The 21,893-nt window shown below is 69.0% G+C and carries 22 protein-coding genes; 12 read left to right on the forward strand and 10 right to left on the reverse strand.

Annotated elements, in window-relative coordinates:
* Positions 1–6: 6 nt before the first annotated feature.
* Positions 7–480 carry a nitroreductase family deazaflavin-dependent oxidoreductase gene (locus ACXC9Q_RS19190; protein ID WP_457057945.1) on the reverse strand — a complete coding sequence of 158 codons (474 nt, stop codon included), beginning with the start codon at positions 478–480 and terminating at the stop codon, positions 7–9.
* Positions 481–592: 112 nt separating this feature from the next.
* On the opposite strand from ACXC9Q_RS19190, the gene ACXC9Q_RS19195 reads away from it, so the two are divergent.
* Positions 593–1,360 (forward strand): TetR/AcrR family transcriptional regulator, encoded by a 768-nt coding sequence (locus ACXC9Q_RS19195; RefSeq protein ID WP_457057946.1) that lies wholly within the window; start codon positions 593–595, stop codon positions 1,358–1,360.
* 27 nt (positions 1,361–1,387) lie between these two features.
* Here the strand turns inward: ACXC9Q_RS19195 and aat are convergent, their stop codons facing one another.
* On the reverse strand, positions 1,388–2,053 hold the full coding sequence (gene aat, locus ACXC9Q_RS19200; protein ID WP_457057947.1) for a leucyl/phenylalanyl-tRNA--protein transferase: 666 nt from the start codon (positions 2,051–2,053) through the stop codon (positions 1,388–1,390).
* Positions 2,054–2,288: 235 nt separating this feature from the next.
* Between aat and ACXC9Q_RS19205 the strand changes: the two genes are divergently transcribed.
* Positions 2,289–2,984 carry an EcsC family protein gene (locus tag ACXC9Q_RS19205; protein ID WP_457057948.1) on the forward strand — a complete coding sequence of 232 codons (696 nt, stop codon included), beginning with the start codon at positions 2,289–2,291 and terminating at the stop codon, positions 2,982–2,984.
* Between the two features lie 48 nt (positions 2,985–3,032).
* Complete coding sequence (locus ACXC9Q_RS19210) at positions 3,033–3,419, forward strand: VOC family protein (RefSeq protein ID WP_457057949.1); 387 nt, start codon at positions 3,033–3,035, stop codon at positions 3,417–3,419.
* Here the strand turns inward: ACXC9Q_RS19210 and ACXC9Q_RS19215 are convergent.
* Both ACXC9Q_RS19215 and ACXC9Q_RS19220 read right to left on the reverse strand, forming a co-directional pair.
* Complete coding sequence (locus ACXC9Q_RS19215; protein WP_457057950.1) at positions 3,411–4,256, reverse strand: helix-turn-helix transcriptional regulator; 846 nt, start codon at positions 4,254–4,256, stop codon at positions 3,411–3,413. The genes ACXC9Q_RS19210 and ACXC9Q_RS19215 overlap by 9 nt on opposite strands.
* A 32-nt stretch (positions 4,257–4,288) precedes the next feature.
* Positions 4,289–5,215 (reverse strand): hydroxymethylglutaryl-CoA lyase, encoded by a 927-nt coding sequence (locus ACXC9Q_RS19220; RefSeq protein ID WP_457057951.1) that lies wholly within the window; start codon positions 5,213–5,215, stop codon positions 4,289–4,291.
* Positions 5,216–5,271: 56 nt separating this feature from the next.
* On the opposite strand from ACXC9Q_RS19220, the gene ACXC9Q_RS19225 reads away from it, so the two are divergent.
* Positions 5,272–5,916 carry a GNAT family N-acetyltransferase gene (locus tag ACXC9Q_RS19225; protein ID WP_457057952.1) on the forward strand — a complete coding sequence of 215 codons (645 nt, stop codon included), beginning with the start codon at positions 5,272–5,274 and terminating at the stop codon, positions 5,914–5,916.
* 78 nt (positions 5,917–5,994) lie between these two features.
* On the opposite strand, the gene ACXC9Q_RS19230 is transcribed toward ACXC9Q_RS19225, so the two are convergent.
* Positions 5,995–6,777 (reverse strand): metallophosphoesterase family protein, encoded by a 783-nt coding sequence (locus ACXC9Q_RS19230; protein WP_457057953.1) that lies wholly within the window; start codon positions 6,775–6,777, stop codon positions 5,995–5,997.
* A 143-nt stretch (positions 6,778–6,920) separates the two neighbouring features.
* Between ACXC9Q_RS19230 and ACXC9Q_RS19235 the strand changes: the two genes are divergently transcribed.
* From ACXC9Q_RS19235 to ACXC9Q_RS19250, 4 genes are all read left to right on the forward strand, one after another.
* The gene (locus ACXC9Q_RS19235) at positions 6,921–7,715 is read left to right on the forward strand and encodes a hypothetical protein (RefSeq protein ID WP_457057954.1); all 795 of its coding nucleotides are present in this window, start codon (positions 6,921–6,923) and stop codon (positions 7,713–7,715) included.
* Positions 7,715–9,052, forward strand: coding sequence for a hypothetical protein (locus ACXC9Q_RS19240; RefSeq protein WP_457057955.1), 1,338 nt, complete (start codon positions 7,715–7,717; stop codon positions 9,050–9,052). Before ACXC9Q_RS19235 ends, ACXC9Q_RS19240 begins: the two co-directional genes overlap by 1 nt.
* Positions 9,053–9,316: 264 nt before the next feature.
* Positions 9,317–9,784, forward strand: a complete 468-nt coding sequence (locus tag ACXC9Q_RS19245) for a MarR family winged helix-turn-helix transcriptional regulator (RefSeq protein ID WP_329483275.1) — start codon at positions 9,317–9,319, stop codon at positions 9,782–9,784.
* A 239-nt stretch (positions 9,785–10,023) separates the two neighbouring features.
* The gene (locus ACXC9Q_RS19250) at positions 10,024–11,493 is read left to right on the forward strand and encodes a molybdopterin-dependent oxidoreductase (protein WP_457057956.1); all 1,470 of its coding nucleotides are present in this window, start codon (positions 10,024–10,026) and stop codon (positions 11,491–11,493) included.
* Between the two features lie 23 nt (positions 11,494–11,516).
* On the opposite strand, the gene ACXC9Q_RS19255 is transcribed toward ACXC9Q_RS19250, so the two are convergent.
* From ACXC9Q_RS19255 to ACXC9Q_RS19265, 3 genes are all read right to left on the reverse strand, one after another.
* The gene (locus tag ACXC9Q_RS19255) at positions 11,517–12,758 is read right to left on the reverse strand and encodes a hypothetical protein (RefSeq protein WP_457057957.1); all 1,242 of its coding nucleotides are present in this window, start codon (positions 12,756–12,758) and stop codon (positions 11,517–11,519) included.
* A gap of 108 nt (positions 12,759–12,866) precedes the next feature.
* On the reverse strand, positions 12,867–13,538 hold the full coding sequence (locus ACXC9Q_RS19260; RefSeq protein ID WP_457057958.1) for an N-acetylmannosamine-6-phosphate 2-epimerase: 672 nt from the start codon (positions 13,536–13,538) through the stop codon (positions 12,867–12,869).
* Positions 13,535–14,422, reverse strand: a complete 888-nt coding sequence (locus ACXC9Q_RS19265) for an N-acetylglucosamine kinase (RefSeq protein WP_457057959.1) — start codon at positions 14,420–14,422, stop codon at positions 13,535–13,537. Before ACXC9Q_RS19265 ends, ACXC9Q_RS19260 begins: the two co-directional genes overlap by 4 nt.
* A gap of 113 nt (positions 14,423–14,535) precedes the next feature.
* Here ACXC9Q_RS19265 and ACXC9Q_RS19270 point away from each other — a divergent pair, with 113 nt between their 5' ends.
* A complete protein-coding gene (locus ACXC9Q_RS19270) occupies positions 14,536–15,366 on the forward strand; it encodes an LLM class flavin-dependent oxidoreductase (protein ID WP_457057960.1) in 831 nt (276 codons plus the stop codon).
* Here ACXC9Q_RS19270 and ACXC9Q_RS19275 read toward each other — a convergent pair.
* Both ACXC9Q_RS19275 and ACXC9Q_RS19280 read right to left on the reverse strand, forming a co-directional pair.
* The gene (locus ACXC9Q_RS19275; RefSeq protein ID WP_457057961.1) at positions 15,363–16,793 is read right to left on the reverse strand and encodes a gamma-aminobutyraldehyde dehydrogenase; all 1,431 of its coding nucleotides are present in this window, start codon (positions 16,791–16,793) and stop codon (positions 15,363–15,365) included. The two genes, ACXC9Q_RS19270 and ACXC9Q_RS19275, sit on opposite strands and share 4 nt — an antisense overlap.
* 7 nt (positions 16,794–16,800) lie before the next feature.
* Positions 16,801–18,465 carry an amidohydrolase gene (locus ACXC9Q_RS19280; protein WP_457057962.1) on the reverse strand — a complete coding sequence of 555 codons (1,665 nt, stop codon included), beginning with the start codon at positions 18,463–18,465 and terminating at the stop codon, positions 16,801–16,803.
* Positions 18,466–18,606: 141 nt separating this feature from the next.
* On the opposite strand from ACXC9Q_RS19280, the gene ACXC9Q_RS19285 reads away from it, so the two are divergent.
* The 3 genes from ACXC9Q_RS19285 (at position 18,607) to ACXC9Q_RS19295 (ending at position 21,592) form a co-directional block, all read left to right on the forward strand.
* Positions 18,607–19,995 carry an aspartate aminotransferase family protein gene (locus tag ACXC9Q_RS19285; protein ID WP_457057963.1) on the forward strand — a complete coding sequence of 463 codons (1,389 nt, stop codon included), beginning with the start codon at positions 18,607–18,609 and terminating at the stop codon, positions 19,993–19,995.
* A 629-nt stretch (positions 19,996–20,624) separates the two neighbouring features.
* Positions 20,625–21,008, forward strand: coding sequence for a hypothetical protein (locus tag ACXC9Q_RS19290; protein ID WP_457057964.1), 384 nt, complete (start codon positions 20,625–20,627; stop codon positions 21,006–21,008).
* A gap of 2 nt (positions 21,009–21,010) precedes the next feature.
* Complete coding sequence (locus tag ACXC9Q_RS19295; RefSeq protein WP_457057965.1) at positions 21,011–21,592, forward strand: carboxymuconolactone decarboxylase family protein; 582 nt, start codon at positions 21,011–21,013, stop codon at positions 21,590–21,592.
* Positions 21,593–21,893 lie beyond the last annotated feature (301 nt).

Below are 21,893 nucleotides of genomic sequence, written 5' to 3' on the forward strand. Positions count from 1 at the left end.
GGGTGGTCAGACGGCGTGGATTCGGAAGACGGGGACGCCCGGGGCGATGTGGTGGAGGACCTCGTCGGGGGAGTTCTTGTCGACGTCGCCGCCGAAGAAGGTGCCGACCTCCCAGGCCCACTTCTTGAGGTAGAGCCGGAGCATCGGGGTCTTGTCGGCGTCGGCGATCTCCTCGGCGCGGAAGGTTTCGACCTTGCGGCCGAGTTGGAGGCGGGCCTCCTTGGTGGCGCGGAGGTTCTTCACCCACTGGGTGTGGCCGCGGGGGGCGACCAGGTAGCGCTCGCCGTCGAGGATCAGGAGGTTGACCGGCGTGCTGCGCCACTCGCCGGACTTGCGGCCGCGGACCGAGAGGACCCGGCTGCCCATCAGGCTCACGCCGAGCTTGGTCATGCGGGCGACGATCCGGTTGAAGACCCGCATGCTGCCCTCGGCCGCGGTGATCACGCGCTTGCTGTCGTAGGTCTGCTTGTACTCCGGCATCGTCGTGCCCCTTCTTCGCTTCGAGAGCGGTGCTCTCTGTTGAGATCAGTGAACACGGAAGCAGTGCTCCTTGTCAAGAGCACTGCTCTCGAATCTGTGGCAGACTGGGTTCATGAACGCTGGACGCACCGCACGCGAGAGAGCCAGGGCCGAGCTGACCGACGAGATCAAGGCGGTCGCCCGGCGGCAGCTCGCGACGGTCGGAGCGGAAGGGCTGTCGCTGCGGGCGGTCTCCCGGGAGCTCGGGATGGTGTCGTCGGCGCTCTACCGGTACTTCCCGAGCCGCGACGACTTGCTGACAGTGCTGATCATCGACGCGTACGACGCTCTCGGCGAAGCGGCCGAAGCAGCGGCGATCAAATCAGGAGCGTCGTTCGCAGTCGGCGGATCGACCCCGGACGCGGAGCCGCCGGACGGAGGGCTGGCGCCGGCCCCGGGGTCGTGGGATCCGTTGCAGACCTGGGTGGCTGTGTTCAGCGCCGTTCGGGACTGGGCTCGCTCGAATCCACAGCAGTACGCCCTGATCTACGGGTCGCCGGTGCTGGGCTATCAGGCACCGCAGACGACGGTTCAGCCCGCCATCCGAGTGCCCATCCTGATGCTCGGGATTCTCCAGCAAGCGCATGCGGAGGGCCGGCTTGCGCCGCTCGACGATGCTCCTGAGCCGGACGGCGTACTCGCCGGCCAAGTCGCCGTGCTGGTCGGGTTGGCGCCTGGTGTGCCACCCAGCGTGCTGCTCCGGATGGTGATCGTCTGGACGCAACTGTTCGGGATGATCAACTTCGAGTTGTTCGGTCAGCTGGTCGGATCGATGGACCCGGCGGACGAGTTCTTCGCCTCGGCGACCCGGCAGATGGCCGCGTTCGTCGGTGTCAGCTGACGACCTTCCTGCACGCCGCGGCGGCTGTCAGCTGAACGCCTTCGGAAGCGGAAGGACGACGGCGCGCGCGACCCGGCGGACGTAGTCTTCGCGCGGGATCGAGACCGCGCCGAGGGTGGCCAGGTGGTCGGTGACCCATTGGATGTCGAACACGCGCTCGGCGGCGTACTCGTCATCCAGCAGCTCGATCAGGCCGGCGACAGCAGCCTTCGAACCATCGGTCTTGTGATGGAACATCGACTCCCCGGCGAACAGCCCGCCGATCGACACGCCGTACAGACCGCCTGCGAGCTCGTCGCCGTCCCAGGCCTCGACCGAGTGCACCCAGCCGAGCCGGTGGAGTTCGGTGTACGACGCGATGATGTCCCGGTCGATCCAGGACCCGGGCCGGCGCGGATCGGCACACGCGCGGATGACCTGATCGAACGCCGTGTTCACCCGGATCTCGAACTTGCTCCGGGCCCGCCGCACCGACCGCGACGGCCGGTAGCCGGCCACCTCGATCACCCCGCGATCGACCGGCGACCACCACAGCAGCGAGGCTCCGTGGTCCGGCATCGGGAACAGACCCCGCCGGTACGCCGCCAGCACGGTCCCCGGCGCCAGGTCGGCACCACCCGCGACCACGTCGCTCGCCCCGGCAACCCCGACCGGCGGAAACTCCCACACAGAAGCAGCAGGCTCGACAGGCACACCCCCATCCTGGACCACACCCCACCACTCCACCGTCGAGGGGACATCCCGAGCTGGCGGGACCGCCCCGGCCCGAGGCGACACTCCGCGGTCGAGGGAACACTCCGCGGTCGGGGGGACACGCGAAGAGCTAGGGGACTCCCGGGGTTTCTCCCGAGTGGCGGGGTACCGGAAGCCACGTAGAGTTGAAGCACGCCCAGGCTTCCGGACGCGGGGGAGGGCGGGAAGGAGCACCGTGGCCGGAGTAGCCAGGTTCGTCGCCAGCAGTCTCGCCCCCGCCGCGCAGCGGTTCGCCCCGCAGGCCGCGGCGGGTGTGCTGCGCCAGATTCTCGAAGTCGCGATCGACGGGTACCAGCGGTTCCCCGGCGCCGAGAGGATCGCGGAGAGCAAGCTGGCCCGGTGCGGCGGCGACCCGCAGCTCGCCATCGACGCGGTGATCGACCAGCACATCCGGCTGGCCGGCGTCCAGGGCTTCGCCACCGGCCTCGGCGGCCTCATCACCCTCCCGGTCGCACTGCCCGCGAACCTGACCGGCATCGCGATCGTCCAGGCGCGGATGGTCGCCGCGATCGCGCACCTGCGCGGCTACGACCTGGACGACCCGCGCGTCCGCACCGCGGTCATCACCTGCCTGCTCGGTGAGGAGGGCATCGCCGACCGGCTGAAGAAGTCCAGTCTGGTGTCGTCGCCGATGGCGATCGCGACCGCGCCGGTGTTCGACCCGGAGCTGGATCGCCAGGTCTCCGGCGAGGTGGTCGGCGAACTGATCGCCCGGATCAGCGGCAAGAAGATGGCCCTCACCGTCACCCGCCGGGTTCCGCTGCTCGGCGGCGCGGTCGGCGGCTGCGTCGACGGCTGGTCGACGTACCGCGTCGGTCAGTACGCCGACAAGAGCCTGGTCCGCCGGATCCGGCGCCCGATCGAGCCGTGATCGCCGTACGCCGGAGCGCGCTGACGGCTGTGGAAGGGTGATCGCAGCGTGGTAGCGCCGTTCTGGGGGCCGATGCTGGACTGCCCGGACCCGCTGCCGCTGGCTGAGTTCTACCAGCGGGTGGCCGGCGGGGAGCTGGCGGTCGTCGACGAGGCGTTCGTGGAGCTGAGGTTCGACACGTTCAGCCTCGGCTTCCAGCGTGACCTCAACTACCGGGCGCCGACGTGGCCGGACCCGCGCGTACCGCAGCAGACCCACCTGGATTTCATGGCCGAGGATCTGGACGCGGAGCAGGCCCGAGTGATCGCGGCCGGTGGGACGCCGACTGCCTTCCAGCCGCAGCCGTCCGTCTTCCGCGTCTTCCTCGACCCGGCCGGTCACCCGTTCTGCCTGACCACGTGGCGTACGCCGAGTGGTCCACCCGAATCACGCTGACGCTTCGGCCCGCTCCAGGCTGCGCCGCGTCAACGGAAGACGAGTCCGGGTCTCCTCATCCGCAGGGGTCTCGATGAACAGGATCAGATCCGGATGCGCGGGCAACGCGAACTCGGTGACGGTGAAATGGAGCTCGCCCGCGGCCGGGTGGATCACGTGCCGCGGCCGCGGCGTGCAGGCGGCGACCTCGTGCCGTGACCACAGCTGGGCGAACTCAGGACTGAGCGCCTGCAGCCGCTCCAGGTCCGTCTCCCAGTCCGGGTCGCCGAGGTGTTCGCCGTACGCCGATCGCAGCCGGCCGACGAGGTACGGGAGCTCGGTGTCGTAGTTCAGCAACTGCTGCCGGGCGGTCGGCTCGGTGGCGATGCACCACAGCAGGTTCTTGTGGATGCAGGGCAGTTGGTGCCAGTCGTGGAAGAGGTCGCTGAACGCTGCGTTCGTACGGACGATGTCGAACCGGGTGTTGGTGATCACCGCGGGCAGCGGATCTAGTGCGTCGAGGATCTCGGCGAAGACGTTCTCGTTCGCGCACGCTGTCACCCGAGGTGGTCGCACCGGCGTCGCCTCGGCCAGGCGGTAGAGATGCTCACGCTCGATCGAGTTGAGCCGCAGCGTCGAGGCGACCGCATCCAGCACCTGACCGCTCGCGTTGATCGGTCGCCCCTGCTCGAGCCAGGTGTACCAGGTCACTCCGACCCCAGCGAGCTGAGCCAACTCCTCCCGCCGCAGTCCCGGCGTACGACGCCTCCCGCCGGCGGGCAGGCCGACATCCTCGGGGGACACCCGCGCACGCCGCGCCTTCAGGAATTCCCCGAGCTCAGCCCGGTGAGTACTCACGCCACCATCATGACGACCCCCACCGACAGATTTCAGCCGGCGAGAGCTTGCACCACTCGGCTAGGGGACGGCTTGCCCAGCTGCTCGGCCATCCAGACGCTGGTGGTGACGAGCTTCTCCAGGTCGACGCCGGTCTCGATGCCGAGGCCGTCGAGGTGCCAGAGGAGGTCTTCGGTGGCGAGGTTGCCGGTTGCGCTCTCGGCGTACGGGCAACCGCCGAGGCCGCCGGCGGAGCTGTCGACCGTCGTGACGCCTGCGCGGAATGCGGTGAGGGTGTTGGCGAGAGCCTGGCCGTAGGTGTCGTGGAAGTGCACAGCCAGCTTGTCGACCCCAACCCCGGCGGAGCCGAAGGCCGTGATCAGTGCGGTCACCTGGCCGGGCGTCGCGACGCCGATCGTGTCGCCGAGGGACAGCTCGTGGCAGCCGAGGTCGACCAGCCGCGCGCCGACCTTCACCACCTGATCGATCGGTACGTCGCCCTCCCACGGGTCGCCGTAACACATCGACACGTAGCCGCGGACCGTCAGCCCTTCGGCCAGTGCGCGCTGGATCGTTGGGGTGAACATCGCGAACTGGTCGTCGAGGGTTGAGTTCAGGTTCTTCGCCGCGAAGGTCTCGGTCGCGCTGGCGAAGATCGCGATCTCGTGGACACCGGCGGCGAGGGCACGGTCCAGGCCGCGTTCGTTCGGCACCAGAACCGGGGCTCGCACGCTTGCCGGCATGTCGAGCTGGTCGAGCAGTTCGGCGGCGTCCGCGAGCTGCGGGACCCACTTCGGGTGCACGAAGCTCGTCGTCTCGATCGTCGTCAGGCCGGCGTCGATCAGCCGCCGGATGAACTCGGCCTTCACCGCGACGTCGACGATGGCTGACTCGTTCTGCAGCCCGTCCCGTGGTCCGACCTCGTAGATCGTCACCCGGTCGGGCAGGCCGTCGGCCTTCACCAGTTGCGGTTTCCGCATCGTGCCGCCTCCGTGCGTCTGAGCCTGACACGGGATCTCCGCGACAATGGCTCGTGATGACAACTCTGGCTGACATTCTGCGCGGCATCGAACGTGGCGTCTTCCCCACCCCGGATCTCGGCGTCACCGTCGTACCGGCGCCGTCGCCGCGCGAGACCTGCGTCGTCGCGCTGACCGGGCACATCGTGATCGCCGCGGACGTCGACCCGGCCTGGGTCGCCGAACGCGTCCCGGCCGGCGACCTCTCCGCGCCGACCAATCCGCCGTTCCTCTCGGCCCTCGAGGAGTTCACCGGCCGCCGGGTGAACGCGATCGACGCGATGCTGCTCGCGCCCGCGCTCAAAGATCCGGCCGATCGCGTCGCGGCCACCACAGGTGTGACCGAACTCACCAATCACGACCACCCTCGCGTCGAGCGCGCGTGGCGCTACCGCGACGACGTCCGGGTGTACGGCGACGAGTACGGCGGACTCGTGCTCACCGGGCGAGGTCTGGCCGGCCGCCTCGAGTGTGCGATCGAAGTACCCGAGGAATCCCGCGGCAAAGGCCACGGACGCCGGCTCGCGTCAGCCGCTCGTGCGCTCATCCCGCCGGACGCACACATCTGGGCGCAGGTCACGCCAGGCAACGCGGCCTCGTTCCGGACGTTCTTGGCCGCGGGCTACAAACCCGTAGGCTCCGAAGCGCTGCTGGTCAAGTGACCGCTCCGTGAACACCCGGCGGATTGTTGCTGACGGCACCTAGTCCACACCTGTGGACAAACCTGGGGAAACCGGGCGTCACGCCGTACGGCGATGGTAGGTGTGCGGCTCGTCGGCGTAGAAGTTGCCGCGGTAGAGGCCGTGGATGATCTCGGCTTCGTAGCCGTCGAGTTCGGGCATGCCGAGGTCGCGGGCGATCTCGAGTTCGGCGTGGGCGTTGTACGGGATGCGGACGAACTGGATCGAGAACGGCGCCGGATCGGGTGAGTCCGGGACACCCTCGAGGATCGCGTAGACCGGGGTCGGATCCTCCAGGCTGTTGCCGACCGAGCCGATGTTGAACAAGGTCCGGCCGAGGTCGACCTCGTAGAACGGATCGTGGGTGTCGGCATACCCGACCACGGTCGGGACCGGGCCCTCTCCGGTGGCCGGCGTGTTCTCGAACATCCCGACGTACTCCGCCTCGTCGTGATCGAACCGGACCCGCCGGTGAACACTCGTCGACGACGCGTGGAAGAGCCGGATCTGGCGGCCGCTCAGCAGGAAGTCATGGCAGAACGGAAGCCCGCGCAGCCAGGCCCACTGGTCCTCTCGCAACTCCTTCTTCCACCACCGCAGGCCTTCGCTGTCGTGCTCGCGATCGGGATCCGGCAGGAAGTCGTCCCAGTTGCCGAGGATGTTCACCTCGCAGACCTCGCGACAGCGATCCACCACCGCCTGTCCGCGCGGCCCCTTCCCGACATAGTCGCCGAGATTGAAGATCCGCTCGATCCCCCGCCCCTCGATATCCGCGAGCACCGCCTCCAGCGCGGTCAGATTCCCGTGCACATCCGAAATCAACGCAATCCGCTCGAGACCCATGCGCCACATCCTTCCATCCCGCCGGGCTCCACCGACAACGAATTCCAGCCGTCGCAGGGCCTGTGGATAACTTCTGCGGCGATCGGCCGATCTTTGCCAGCCTTGTGTTCGTGAGGTTTCCAGCCGACAGATCGGGGAGCGGAATGAGTGAGAACGAAGACAAGTCACCCTTCGGGGCGGGGTTCGCCGCCGCGTGCATCGTGGTCGGAGCCGTGCTGGTCTGCGGCATCCTCCTCCTCGTCAGCGGGCCGAACCACTCCGACGCATCAACGGGTACGACGCACTCCTCGGCCGCCGGCGACCCGGGGGCACCCGTGAGCTCACCGACCGATGGTCAGACTGCCGGTGCTCGGCCTGCGACCCCGTCGAGCAACGGTTCGGGTCAGGCGGCCGCCGACGGTCGGAACGGCTGTGGCCCATCAGCTGGGGATCAAGCAGTCCCCACCAAGGCGCCGGTTGCCGACAGCTGGGAGGTCAGCCATCGGGTCGTCGTCCCACGGTCGACCGCCCACGGACCAACCAGGACCGACGCCGACGGCTTCCGGCGGTGCTTCGCCCATTCGCCGACCGGTGCGGTCTACGCCGCCTACAACGTCGTCGCCGCGCTCGCCGACCAACGGCAAGCGATCCCGACCGTTCAGAAGCTCATGGTCCCCGGGCCCAACACCGACGCACTGCTTCAAGAGCTACGGAGGGAGACGCCGACTGACGAGGCTGCCACCCAGCTGGCCGGCTTCCGGGTCCTGGACGCCGATCACGATCGGGTCACCATCATGCTCGCGGTCCCGGTCGAATCGGAGTACATCAGCCTCACCCTCACGCTGATCTGGTACGCCGGCGACTGGCGGGTCCAATCGCCATTGCCCGGCAACCCGGTCGGCGCGCCGTTCTCCCAACACCGTGATCTTGACGACTTCGTGGCTTGGAGTGGTGTCTGATGTGTGGACCGACGAATGTCGCCTGTCACATCGGCGAGGGATTCCAGGCGGTCGCCGCCAACGGTCTCAAGGCGCTGACGAAGGCCATCGGCGAGGCTGCGATGGAGGCCATGAACGGCGTGGCGACCTTCTGGATCAAGCAGCCGACCCCCACGCTGGTCGTCGGCGCCGACGGCAAGTCTCCCCAGAACAGCGAGATGGTGGCCTTCCTGCAGGGCAACGTCCTTGAGATCGCGGCGATCACCTTCGCGCTGGCGGTCCTGGTGGCCGGCATCCGGACCGCCTGGGAGCAGCGCGCGCAACCGCTCCAACAGTTGCTAAAGGCAACGCTTGTGTTCGTGGTCGTCAGCGCGGCGGGCGCGGCGACCCTGCAGCTGCTCTCCGAGTACTCGGACTGGTTCGCGGAGACGATCATCACGTCGGTGCTCCCCGAGGATTCGGCTCTCGGCCCCGCGATGGGCGGACTGGTGCTGCGAGGCAGTCTGGGTCCGATCACCGGCGACCAGACCGCCAGCCTGATGACGATGCTGATCGGGATGTTCGTCATCATCGGCGGCCTGGTCCAGGTCGTCCTGATGGTGATCCGGTCGGCGATGCTGATCCTGCTCGCGGGCACTTTTCCGCTCGCGGCCGCCGCGACCAACACCGAGATCGGCAAGGCCTGGTTCAAGAAGTACTGCGGCTGGGCGCTCGCCTTCGTCGCGTACAAGCCGGCCGCGGCACTCATCTACGCCGCCGCGATGAAGATGAACCAGATCGGAGTCGGGGGCTCCGGCAACACCTTCGTACAGACCGCCACCGGTCTGATGATGCTGTTCCTCGCGATCTTCGCCTTGCCGGCCCTGCTGCGCTTCATGGTCCCCGTGACGGCGGCGGTGGCCGGCGGTAGCGCAGGTATGGGCACGGCGGCCGCCGACCCCGGTGGCATGGCCACCGGTGCCATCAACATCGGTCGGTCGGCCATGGGACGGTTCGGTGGAGCGGGCGGCTCATCGGGTGGTGGAGGTGCGTCCGGGGCGATCGCGGCCGGCCCAGCAGGTGCGGGTCTGGCCGTAGCCGGTGCGGCTGTCAACGGGGGCAAGAAGCTGGCCGGTGGGGTGGCGGGTGCGGCCGCGCATTCGGCTGGTGAAGCAGGAGGCGGGTCGGTCACGCCGACCTCGTCGTTCGGTCCGATGTCCCGCGGCGGGTCCGGCGTGCGGTCATCGGGTTCGTCCGCCTCGCGGTCGTCGGGTTCGTCCGGTTCGAATGCGGCGAGCTCGAGGTCGAACTCCGGGACTTCCGCGTCTGCCACACCGGAGCGAACCCCCGAACCCGCGGGTCCGAACGGTGCCTGGTAGGTGTCGAACCGCACCGCACTAGACCGGATTTCTCCGCTGTTGATCGAGCAGTCCACAGGCCTTTCCGCACACGCCGGTGGCGCCGAGTTACGCTCAGGTGGTTTGCGGTTGGGGGTCGGTCTGTAGCCGAAAGGTCACCCCGTGTAGCGAAGTGACCTAGTCAGCTAATAGAGTCCGCGCATGACCATCGCGCCTTCGCTTTGCTCGCCCCTAGCGCTCGCCGATGCAGAACCCACTCGCGCCTCGGAACCTTGGGAAAGCGATGTGATCTCGGCCTATGGCCTGCTGCGTGAAGCAGCGGCCGAGCTGGATCATCTGATGCGCCACTCCCTGAAGCGCAGTGGACTGCAAATGGCAATGTTCGAACTGTTGCTGCGGCTCGCCCGCAGCCACGGGGAGAAGCAGCGTCTCACGTCCCTCGCCCGGGAGTTGACCGTCACCACCGGCGGCATCACCCGGCTGGTGGACCGCGCCGAGAATCTCGGCCTGGTGCGCCGGGAGCCGTGTCCCGACGACGCCCGCGGCTCGTTCGCGGTGCTGACCGAGGAGGGGAAGCGGCGGCTGCGCGAAGCACTGCCGGACCACCTCCTCGAGATCGACAGCCTCTGGATGTCCCAGCTGGCCGACGAGCGGGACCTCGTCCTCGGCAAGCTCCGCCGGGTCCGGGACAACGCCCGCCGCTGGCCGAACGGCCGCCCGGGCCTGGGGCCGATCTCACCCGACCGGATCTGAACCACAGCGACAACCTGAAAATCGGATACACAGCATTACCCGCTACTAACGGTTGGGGCGCTCGGCTGGTGTCGAGCGCCCCGGCGCGTAATGGTTGAGAGGTGAAGCAACCAACCGGCCAGGTGCGCACGGACACCCCCGACCGACGTACCGGCGGACCCGGAGACGGTGGCCCGCCAACTGGGCGAGAATTGAGCCGCTGGCGGCATGCGACGCGGTGGCGGGGCGCTGTCGCCGGCGTGCTTTCGGCGTTGGCCGGACTGGCGGCGGGGAGCGTGGCGGCGGGCCTGCTCGGCACCTCGCAGACACCCGTGGTCGCGATCGGGTCGGCGTTCATCGACCGGACACCGCCGTGGCTGAAGGATCTCGCCATCTCGTGGTTCGGCACCAACGACAAGAACGCGCTGCGGGTCGGCATCCTGATCGTCGTCCTGGCACTGGCCGCGACCGGCGGCGTTCTCGCCGTACGGCGCTATTGGGCCGGCGCACTGATCATCGTCGTACTGACCGGGGTGGCCGTGATCGCGGCGTTGACCCGGGCGGACTCGGGGCAGACCGGGTTCCTGCCGTCGGCAGTCGCCGGGATCACGGCGTTGCTCATCCTGCGGCTGTTCAGCAAGCGGCTCGAGCCACTGATCGACTTCCCCGATGACGGCGTCACCCGCCGGGGGTTCCTGCAGTTGTCGGCCGGGGTCGCACTCGGGTCGGCGGCAGTCGGTCTGCTGGGCCGAGTGGTCAGCGGAAATCGTGCGGCCGTCGCGGACGCGCGGAAGCGCCTGAAACTGCCCCAGCCGCCGACCCTCGCTCCACCGACCGGTGTGCAAGCCGACGGCGCCACCCCGTGGGCCACGCCGAACGACGACTTCTATCGCATCGACACCGCCCTCTCGGTGCCGCAGATCCTGCCGACGGACTGGAAGCTGCGCATCCACGGCATGGTCGACAACGAGATCCAGCTGACCTTCGACGACCTGCTGAAGCGCCAGGTGCTGCACAAGTGGGTGACGCTGACCTGTGTGAGCAACGAGGTCGGCGGTGACCTGATCGGCAACGCACTCTGGTCCGGCGTACTCCTCAAGGACCTCTTGCAGGAAGCCGGACCGTCCACGGACGCTGATGCGATCAAGTCGACATCGAAGGACGGATTCACCGCAGGTACGCCGCTCAGCACGCTGCTCGACGATCGGCAGGCGATGCTCGCGTTCGCGATGAACGGTCAGCCGCTGCCGGTCGAGCACGGTTTCCCGGTGCGGATCGTCGTACCCGGGCTGTATGGCTATGTGTCGGCGACGAAGTGGCTGGTGGACATCGAGGTGACCCGGTTCGACCAGTTCGAGGCGTACTGGACACCGCGTGGGTGGTCGGAGCTCGGCCCGATCAAGTTGTCGTCGCGGATCGACGTACCGTTCGGCAAGAAGGTGACCGCAGGTCCGGTGACCGTGGCCGGGGTCGCGTGGGACCAGCACGTCGGGGTGTCCAAGGTCGAGGTACGCGTCGATGGGGGCCCTTGGCAACAAGCGACGCTGGCGACGGACGCGTCGATCGACACCTGGCGGCAGTGGCACTGGACCTGGAATGCGCCGCATGGCACGCATCTGCTGCAGGTACGGGCCTTCGACGAGAAGGGCAACCCTCAGATCGAGGCGTCGGCTCCGCCCGCTCCGAACGGCTCGACCGGCCTGCACACCGTCAGCGTGAAGGTCGACTGACCGCGCCAGCTGGAACTTGCGCTCTAGGTGTTCATGAAGGCGGTGGTGCGGGAGAGCAGTTGGGTGGTGGTGGGTTGGTCGAAGTAGGTGATGAGGGCTTCGTAGGCGCCGGATTCGGCGGCGGAGGGGTCTACGACGTAGCCGTAGTAGCCGTCGGTGTAGCCGACGACGCGGGTGACGGGGTGGGTGCTGTCGGCTTGCAGGCAGGCGCCGTGGACGGCGAAGAGTTCGACGGGGAGGTTGACCCAGCAGACGTCGCCCATCGTCACGACGCTGATGGGCAGCTCGAGGGAGTCCGGTAACGGGACGGCTGCCATCCGCGCTTGGCCGCGGGCGCCGTCGAGCCGGGTCTGGGCGATCCGGCCGGAGGGATCGTCTTGGCCATTGGCCCGGCCCTCGGCCGCGACGACGAGTCGGGCGGCCTCGGCGGCCGACGGGATCTCGCGCACCTTGAGGTCCAGCGTCGTACGGCGAATTGCCGGTGCCGACTGTGGGAGCGCCAGGCCAGGCCCGGCCAGCGCTTCGCGGACCCGTGAGGCGAGCAGACCGCCGAGCCGGGCGACCTCGGCGGCCCCGCGCCCCTGCCGAGTGAAGCGGGGACTCACATCACCGGCGGCACCCTGCAGGAACCCGACCACCGCGGGAGCGAGCGCGGCGCGGGCAGCGCCCGGCCAGTCGGCGGAATACCGCAGGTTTTCCGGACCATAGGTGGTCGGATGGCAGGCGAAGTCCAGCAGAACCGCCTCGAGTGAGCCCCCTGGCGAGTGGATCGCGAGGATGCCGGCGGTGTTGTCGTGCGGACCGCTCCGACGGTGCCGATTGGTCCCGACACCGATCACCTCGACCGACCGCCACGACGCCGTCACCGGCCGGCGCGCGAGACACACCGCGCGGACCGTGGACGTCAACGCGTCGACCAGATCCCACTCGCGCTCGGCCGGGATGACCGGATGGATCTCGCCGGTCCAACCGGACGGACCGGAATGCGTGTGCGAAGCGGACACCACCACATGCGACGCCGGGATACCCGCCGCTGCGCCGGCCGCGACAGCCAGCTCGGTAGTCAGGTCCTTGCCGACGGCAATCGCGTCCAGCGTCAGCCACAGCACACCGGGCTCGTCCGCCGTACTCAGCCAGATGATCGTGGCCCGGAGTGGATCCGCGGTTCCGGTCGCGAGGTCGGTGCGGGCGGCGTAGCCGTCCAGCCGGTGGCCCGGTGGCGGGGTGACATCCAGGGATGTCGCGGCCAAGAGGAGTTCGGTCACGTCGGGCTCCAGCGTTCATACCGGCTTTGATCTGGCAGGGGCAGGCGAGTCGGTGTTGTGTACCAAGACAACCAGGTATTCGTTCCACGTGCCCAGACACGGAGCGGACTACCGCCGCGCGGGAATCGCGCTGACCAGGCGGGCGGTGATGTCCGTGGGGTCGGTGATCGCGTGGCCGACGACGACGGCGTACGCGCCCGCGTCGCAGACGGCACGGACGTCCTCGGTGGTGCGGATCCGGCCCTCGGCAACGACCGGGCAGTCCAACCTCGCTGCGAGCCGGCGGACCAGTTCGACATCAGGTCCGGTCGGCGTAGGACCCGTGGTGTAGCCCGACAGAGTGGTCGCGACCAGGTCGGCGCCCGCGTCCCGGGCGGCCACGCCGGCGTCGAGGCTGTCCACGTCCGCCAGCACAGGTACGCCGAGTTCGTCATGGATCCGGCGGATCTGCCGATCGAGCGGCTGTCCGTCGGGCCGCGGCCGGAGTGTGCCGTCGAGCGCGACGATGTCGGTGCCGGCCGCGACGACGCCGGCCGCGGCCTCGTACGTCGGGGTGATGAACACACCGACCGGGTTGCCGAGCTTGTGCAGACCGATGATCGGCAGGCTGGTCACGGCCCGGATCGCGGCGATGTCGGCCGGCCCGTTGGCCCGGATCGCACCGGCTCCACCGGCCTCGGCAGCCTGGGCCATCAGCGACATCGCGGCCGGGGAGTCGAGCGGGTTCCCGGGTGCTGCCTGGCAGGACACCACCATGGTGCCGGGGGCGAGAGCTGTCATCGACGGTGCGTCACGATCAGGTCGGCGTACGTTCCGACCGGCCCGGTCGCCAACCGCTCCGCGCCGTCGAGCGAGTTGCCGACGGCCGGGGTCAGCTGCGCTCTGGGCGACAACGCCGTACGGACCGGAGTCAGTAGCTGCTCGCCTGCGCCGTCGAAGAGCCCGCCGACACACGCAACCGGAACAGGGCCTTCGCCGGCCAGTTGCGCCACGGCCGCACTGACAGTCTCGGCGATGTCGCCGGCCGCGCGTACGACGAGATCGTGCGCGACCGGATCACCCTCGGCGGCACACCGCAGCACCTCGGGAGCGAAGCGGGCGACATCGTCGACCAGCGTCGAGGACCGGTAGAGAGTGACCGGATCGAGGGCGGTGTCCGCGAGCTTGGTCACCGGGCCGCGGCCGTCACGGGAACGCTGGACCGCGACCAGGCCGGCGCGGCCGATCGCGAACGCGCTCCCCGCGTCGCCGAACAGGTACCCATGCCCGTCGAGCTTGCGCCAGGTGCCGTCCCGGTCCACCGCGAGGCAGACCAATCCGGTGCCTGCGGCAACCACCACGCCGTACCCGTCGGGCAGGGCGCCGGCGTGCGCGGTCACCATGTCCTGGGCCAGTCGCACCTCGTCGGCATCGAGCAGTGCGCCGACCTCCGCGGCGAACGCCTCCGCCGCGCCGGGTGCGGGCGGGTACCCGGTCAGGCCCAGAGCAACCACCTCGACCGGCCCGTTGACACCTGCCTCGGCCGCGGCGTCGCTGATGGCCGCCAGCATGCGTCGGGGAGCGTCCGGGCCGTGGGTGTACCCGGGCCCTCTGCCGGTACGGCGCGACGGGAGGGCTCGGAGTCTGAGGGCGGACTGTCCGCTGTCGATCGCAATGCGGGTCACCGGTTCACTCTTTCCCACGAAGCGCGGCCGGTAAAGCACCTCGGGCAGACCACTCGGGCGGATCGCACCGAACACTGTGGCAGGCTGGCAGGAATCCTCGGGAGGGATCAGGTATGCGCTTCGGACTCAAGGTCAACCCGGCAGGCTGGGACGACGCGTCGTCCTGGGCGGGCATCGCGGAAGACGCCGGCTTCGACGGGCTGTGGACCGGCGACAACCTGCGCAACCCGCGCGATCCCGCCATCGCGGTGCACGACGGGCCGACCATCATCGCCGGCTGGGCCGCGACCACGCGACGGATCCGGGTCGGCCTGCTGATCGCGAACCTGGTGTTCCGGCACCCGACCGTCCTGGCCAAGCAGGCGACCACGCTCGATCACGTGTCGGGCGGCCGGTTCGATCTCGGCATCGGCTCCGGCGTCTGGCCGACCGACCACGGCATGGCCGGTACGCCGATCTGGACCGCGCGGGAGCGGACCGAGCGGCTGGCCGAGTTCGTGGCGATCGTCGACCGGCTGTTGTCGGGAGACGTGGCCGATCACGCCGGGCCGTACTACCCGTACTCACTGGCCGCGATGACACCTGGGACGGTGCAGGAACGGCTGCCGCTGATCATCGCGGCCAACGCGCCCCGCGCCCTCGCGATCGTCGCGGCGCACGGCGACGGGTGGGTGACGTTCCCGGGTGCGGCGACCGAGGAGGAGTTCTACGCGAAGTCCGTCGAGCGCGTGCGGGCCCTGGACGCGGCCCTCGACGGCCGGAGGATCCGGCGACTCCTGCTCGCCTACGGGCAGATCGATCCGTGGGCGTCGGAGGACGGGTTCGCCCGGCTGGTCGAGCGCTATCAGGGCATCGGCTTCGACGAACTGGTCGTCTACGCGCCGAAGGACCACGAGCGCGCCGTCTTCGACAAGGTGGCGAACCGGCTCGACCACTACCGCTAGTCCTCGATGTTGGACATGACGTGCTTGATGCGGGTGTAGTCCTCGAGGCCGTACATGGACAGGTCCTTGCCGTAACCGGAGTGCTTGAAGCCGCCGTGCGGCATCTCGGCGACGATCGGGATGTGGGTGTTGATCCAGACGCAGCCGAAGTCGAGGCGTCGGGCCATCCGCAGCGCGCGGCTGTGGTCGCGGGTGAAGACCGAAGAGGCCAGGCCGTACTCGACCCCGTTGGCCCAGCGCAGCGCCTCGTCCTCGTCGGTGAATCGCTGGACCGTGATCACCGGGCCGAAGATCTCCTGCTGGATCGCGTCGTCGTTCTGCCGGAGTCCTGAGACAACGGTCGGCGCGTAGAAGTAGCCGCGTTCGCCGACGGCCGCGCCACCGGTGCGGACGGTCGCGTGGTCGGGCAGGTTGTGGATGAAGTCGCTGACCCGGTGCAACTGGGCTTCGTTGTTCAGTGCGCCGTACGCCGCGTCCGGATCGTCGGGCTGGCCGGTGTGGGTGTGGTTGGCCCGCTCGGTCAGGGCGTCGACGAAGTCGTCGTGGATGCCTGGACCGGCCAGCACCCGGGTCGCGGCCGTGCAGTCCTGGCCCGCGTTGAAGTAGCCCGCGTCAGCGATTGCCTGCGCAGCCTTCGCCAGGTCGGCGTCGTCGAAGACGACCACCGGCGCCTTGCCACCGAGCTCGAGGTGGGTGCGCTTGAGCTGCCGGGCCGCGGCCGACGCGACCTCCATCCCGGCCCGGACCGAACCGGTGATCGCGACCAACTGCGGGATCTCGTGGTCGACCAGCGCGCGCCCGGTGTCGCGGTCGCCGCAGACCACGTTGAGCACCCCTGGCGGCAGGAACTCGTTGCACAGCTCGGCGAGCAGCACGGTCGACGCCGGTGTGGTGTCGCTCGGTTTCAGCACCACCGTGTTCCCGGCGGCCAGGGCGGGCGCGATCTTCCAGATCGCCATCATCAGCGGGTAGTTCCACGGCGTCACCTGACCGACGACACCGATCGGCTCCCGCCGGATCCAGGACGTGTGACCGGCCATGTACTCGCCCGCCGATCTGCCCTCCAGCACCCGGGCCGCGCCGGCGAAGAACCGCAGCTGATCCACACACGGCGGCACCTCGTCGGTGGCCGTGATGGACAGCGGCTTGCCCGTGTTCCGGCTCTCCACCGCGATGAACTCGTCCGCCCGCCGCTCCATCGCGTCCGCGATCCGCAGCAACGCCAACTGCCGCTCGGCCGGCGTCGTGTCCCGCCAGGTCTCGAAAGCCCGCGCGGCCGCGGTCATCGCCTGGTCGACATCCTCCGGTCCGGACAACGGCGCCCGCGTGTAGACGTCACCGGTCGCCGGCGCGATCACGCCGTACGTCGCGCCACTCAGCGCGCCCACCGGCTTGCCGTCGACGATGTTGGTGAGGGTCTGGTCCATGACGGTCCTATCTGCTCGATTCTTCGCCGAAGACGCACTCGCCCTCAACGTAGGTGGCCCGCACCCGGGCTTGCGCGATCTCGTCCGGCGGTCCGGCGAACGGGTCGCGGTCGAGAATCGCCAGGTCCGCCAGCGCCCCGGCCTCGATCCGGCCGGTCTCGTCGGCGTGGTTCACCCACGCGCTGCCCGAGGTGTACGCCGCCAGCGCGGCAGCCAGGTCCAGCGCCTGCTCGGGGAGGAATGCGTCGGCCGCGCGGTCGTCCCTGCGATTCACCGCGACGTGTACGGCGGCCAACGGGTACGGGCTCGATACCGGCCAGTCCGATCCGGCGGCGAGCCGGGCACCCGACCGGGCCAGGGCACCGAACGGGTACTGCCGAGCCGTCCGCTCCGGCCCGAGGAACGGAATGGTCAGGTCGACCATCTGCGGTTCGTACACCGCCCACAGCGCCTGCAGGTTCGCGGCCACCCCCAGCTTCGCGAACCGGCCGACGTCATCGGGATGAATCACCTGCAGATGAGCGATGTGGTGTCGTAAGTCGCCGTCGCCGTTCTCGGTCAGCGCCGTCTCGAACGCATCGAGCGCCTCCCGGACCGCCCGGTCGCCGATCGCGTGCACGTGAACCTGGAACCCTTCCGCGTCGAGCCGCGTGACGTGCTGCCGCAACTCGGCCGGATCCACGAACGACAGGCCGGCGTTGGCGGTCCGGCAACCACAGCCGTCGAAGTACGGCTCGAGCATCCCGGCCGTGAAGTTCTCCGCCACACCGTCCTGCATGATCTTCACGCTGCCGGCCCGGAACCGCGGGTAGTTCAGGGAGTCTCGCCGTACGACGAGGTCCGGGATCTGGTCGGCGCCACGGTCCCGCTGCCACCACAGCGCGCCGACGACCCGTGCCGTCAGGCGGCCTTCACGGGCGAGTTCGACGTACGCCGGAGTCGCGTCACCCATGTTCGCGTAGGCACCGAGGATCGCGTCCTGCCAGCCGGTGATGCCGAGGGAGTGCAGATACGCCTGCGCGTCCATCAGGGCCGCGACCAGCTCGACGTGCGTGGTCGGCGGGAGCAGCCGGCCGACCAGGTCCATCGCACCCTCGTGCAGGGTGCCGGTCGGCGATCCGTCCGGGCCGCGCTCGATCCGGCCGTCGGGCGGGTCCGGCGTACGCGCGTCGATCCCGGCCAGCGCGAGCGCCCGGGAGTTGGCCCAGGCGCCGTGGTGGTCCGCGTTCACCAGGAAGGCCGGACGTTCGCCGGTGACTGGGTCGAGGTCGGCCGCGGCCGGCGCGGCGCTCGGGAAGTCGGGCTGGTGCCAGCCGCCGCCGAGGATCCACGGGACGTCCGGGTGCTGTACGGCGTACCGCGCGATCGTCTCCTGGTACGCCGCCAGCCCGGAGACGGGCGCGAGATCGCAGCGGGCGCGTTGGAGACCGCCCTGCACTGGGTGGATGTGGGCGTCAACGAATCCGGGGAGCAACAAGCCGCCGGCCAGGTCGATCACCGTGGTGTGCGCACCACGCAGCTCGCCGAGGTCGGGACCGATCGCGGCAATCCGGCCGGAGCGGACCGCGATGGCCAGGCCGGGCCGGTACCGCAGCCCGTCGAAGACCGAGCCGTTGACGAACAGCGTGTCCACCCCGCCGACCTCCCGCTGTGCTTGGTATTGCGACCCCATCGACTGATTCCGCATCAGATGCCGATCTGAACTGCCGACATCGACACACTATCGGCTCGCTGGGAACGAAATCACTTGCCCGAACGCATTTTTCCAGGCACGATGGGCGGGCAACGGCCAGCCTGAGACGAGGGAACCACCATGTCGTCCGACACGCTCGACGACGCCGACTTCGCCCACCTGCAGCAGTCGGCTCGCGATCACCTGTGGATGCACTTCACCCGCTTGTCGAGCTACCAGACCGGCGAGGTGCCGGTCATCGTCCGCGGTGACGGCGCCTACATCTACGACGCCCGCGGCAAGCGCTACCTGGACGGTCTGGCCGGACTGTTCGTCAGCCAACTGGGCCACGGGCGGACCGAGCTCGCCGAGGCGGCGGCCAAGCAGGCCTCCGAGCTGGCGTTCTTCCCGCTCTGGTCGTACGCGCATCCCAAGTCGATCGAGCTGGCCGAGCGGGTCGCGGGCTATGCGCCGGGGGACCTCAACCGGGTCTTCTTCACCAGCGGCGGCGGCGAGGCCGTCGAGACCGCCTGGAAACTGGCCAAGCAGTACTTCAAGCTGACGGGCAAGCCCGGTAAGCACAAGGTGATCAGTCGTACGATCGCCTACCACGGCACCTCTCAGGGTGCACTGTCCATCACCGGGCTGCCGGAGCTGAAGGCGCCGTTCGAGCCTTTGGTGCCTTCGACCTTCCGGGTCCCGAACACGAACATCTACCGCGCCCCGATCCACGGCGACGACCCGGCCGCGTTCGGCCGTTGGGCCGCCGACCAGATCGCGGTCGCGATCGAGAACGAGGGCGCCGACACCGTCGCCGCCGTCTTCCTCGAACCGGTGCAGAACGCGGGCGGTTGCTTCCCGCCACCACCCGGGTACTTCGAGCGGGTCCGCGAGATCTGCGACGAGTACGACGTACTGCTCGTCAGCGACGAGGTGATCTGCGCGTTCGGCCGGCTCGGGCACATGTTCGGCGCCGAGCGGTACGGCTACCAGCCGGACATGATCACCTGCGCGAAGGGCATCACCTCCGGCTATTCACCGCTCGGTGCGATGATCGCGACCGACCGGCTGATCGAGCCGTTCCTGCACGGCGACACCACGTTCGCCCATGGCTACACCTTCGGTGGCCACCCTGTATCCGCCGCGGTCGCGCTGACCAATCTGGACATCTTCGAGCGCGAAGGCATCAACGAGCACGTCCGGAGCCGGGAGGGGGATTTCCGGGCGACACTCGAGAAGCTGCTTGACCTGCCCTTGGTCGGCGACGTCCGCGGTGCTGGGTACTTCTACGGGATCGAACTGGTCAAGGACAAGGCGACCAAGGAGACGTTCGACGACGACGAGTCGGAACGCCTGCTCCGCGGCTTCCTCTCCAAAGCCCTCTTCGACGCCGGCCTCTACTGCCGTGCCGACGACCGTGGCGACCCCGTCATCCAGCTCTCTCCACCCCTGATCTGCGACCAGCCCCACTTCGACGAAATGGAACAGATCATCCGAGCCGTCCTCATCGAGGCCGAGTCAAAGCTGTAAGGGTCGTCGGACCACCTCTCAGGGGTTTCTACACCTCCTGGGGGCGTGAACACGAAATAACGGCTCTTCTGCTCCATGTGTGAGTGGTGGCCGGGCCTGCCATGTCGTGGTCGGCGGGCCGACCCGGGTCCGGTGACCTCGGACAGGTAGTGGGGACATCGGACACGGCACAGCCTGTCCGAGGCGCCCAGGCGGTGTCCCATCCCGGGGACCGGTAACGGTCCCACCACCGGCAGGACGAACCCGGCCAGTCACCGCACTTGCCCGCCGGTGCCGGCTGGTCGGGCGCGGACGGTTGGCAGCCCGGGCGTGTGGACGGTGGCGTGCGGGAGTGCGGACGGTGGCCGGGGGTGGGCAGCTCGACAGGACGTCTCGGCCCTGGCCTCTGCCGGGGCGGGCGGGGCCAGGCGTGAATGCCTTGTCGGACGAGCACCCTGGACCGACACGTCCTGTCCAGCTTGCACACCCCCAGCCGACCTCGCCCACACATCCAGGAGAAGAGCCGAAATAGCCTGTGCTGACCCACCAGGTCCTGTCCTGGCCCCGCCATCGGGCCGGCCGCAGCCGGCAAATCTGACTGCGGGTACATCTTCTGCGGCTGGTTTTCGGCCGGATGTCGCGTTCAGCGCGTGCCGATCGTCAGAGAGCTGAGGGCAGACAGCCTGGCTGCGGAGGAGGCGGAGAGTGCCGTGCCGGATGACGACAAGAAGCGAGCAGCGCACCGGGCTCTGGTGGATCGAGTCCTGAGCGGAGAGGGCAGGGCATCTGCGGACCAGCGAGCACGTGCCTTCAGGAACGACGGGCTGGCCTCGCCGTTGGATGCCCTGATCGCCAAGGTCGCCGACAGGCCCGCGCAGGTCACCGACGAGGACCTGGCTGCGGCCAAGGCGTCGGGCTGCACCGAGGATCAGCTTTTCGAGCTCGTGGTCTGTGCCGCGGTCGGCCAGGCTGCCCGGCAGTACGAAGCCGGACTGGCCGCCCTCGCCGAAGCGACCGGTCAACGGGAGGCCTGATCATGCGTCTCGGCATCCTCAACCACGGTTACGGGCCAGGCACCAAGATGCTCTTCGCCGTTATCCGGCTGTTCTCCCGGCACCCGGTACCGGACGCCGCCAAGCTGGTCTTCTACCGGCCCGACTTCTACGGCGCCCGAGCCAAGGAGTTCACCCACGAGGCGATGCGCGGACCATCCGCCTGGTCGGTCGGCGACCGCGAACTGATGGCGGCCTACGTGTCCAAGGTGAACGACTCCGCGTTCTGCATCAGCGCCCACACCGCAACCGCCTCCCAGGCCTACCAGGACGGCCCGCGAGTCGCGGCGGTCCTGGCCGACCCGGACTCGCCTCCCGTCGAGGAGCCACTCCGCTCAACGTTGCGGATGCTGGGCAAGCTGACCCGCGAGGGAAAGGTCGACGCCGAAGACATGCGCGAAGTACTGACCGCCGGCGCCACACCCCAGCAGATCGAGGACGCACTAGCCGTCTGCGCTGCCTTCAACACCACCGACCGCCTGGCCGACACCTTCGCCTTCGAACTACTCACGCCCGAAGGCTTCAACGCCGGAGCCAAGTACCTCCTCAAACGCGGCTACCGGTAACCACCGAAGGGGAGTTGCGCGTAGTCCATTGGGCGACCGTATAACGGCGTCTGTAGCTGGCTCTGCGAGGCGGTACGCGTACCGACGAACGGGTAGTGGTGCTGGCGTCGAGCGGCCGATGGTCCTCCGCCCGCCTGACTGGTGGCTGCGGCCGGCACTACTACCCGCTCGTCGGTACACACACCCGCACGTCGAGGCAAGGCGAAGCAGCCCAAGCGGAGCCGGGTCGTATTGGCTAGTAGCGTGTCGCTACTTAGTTCTGGGGGTCTGGTTGGGAGGTTTGGGATCGGCAGATCTTCCT

This window comes from Kribbella sp. CWNU-51 (genome assembly GCF_054073265.1).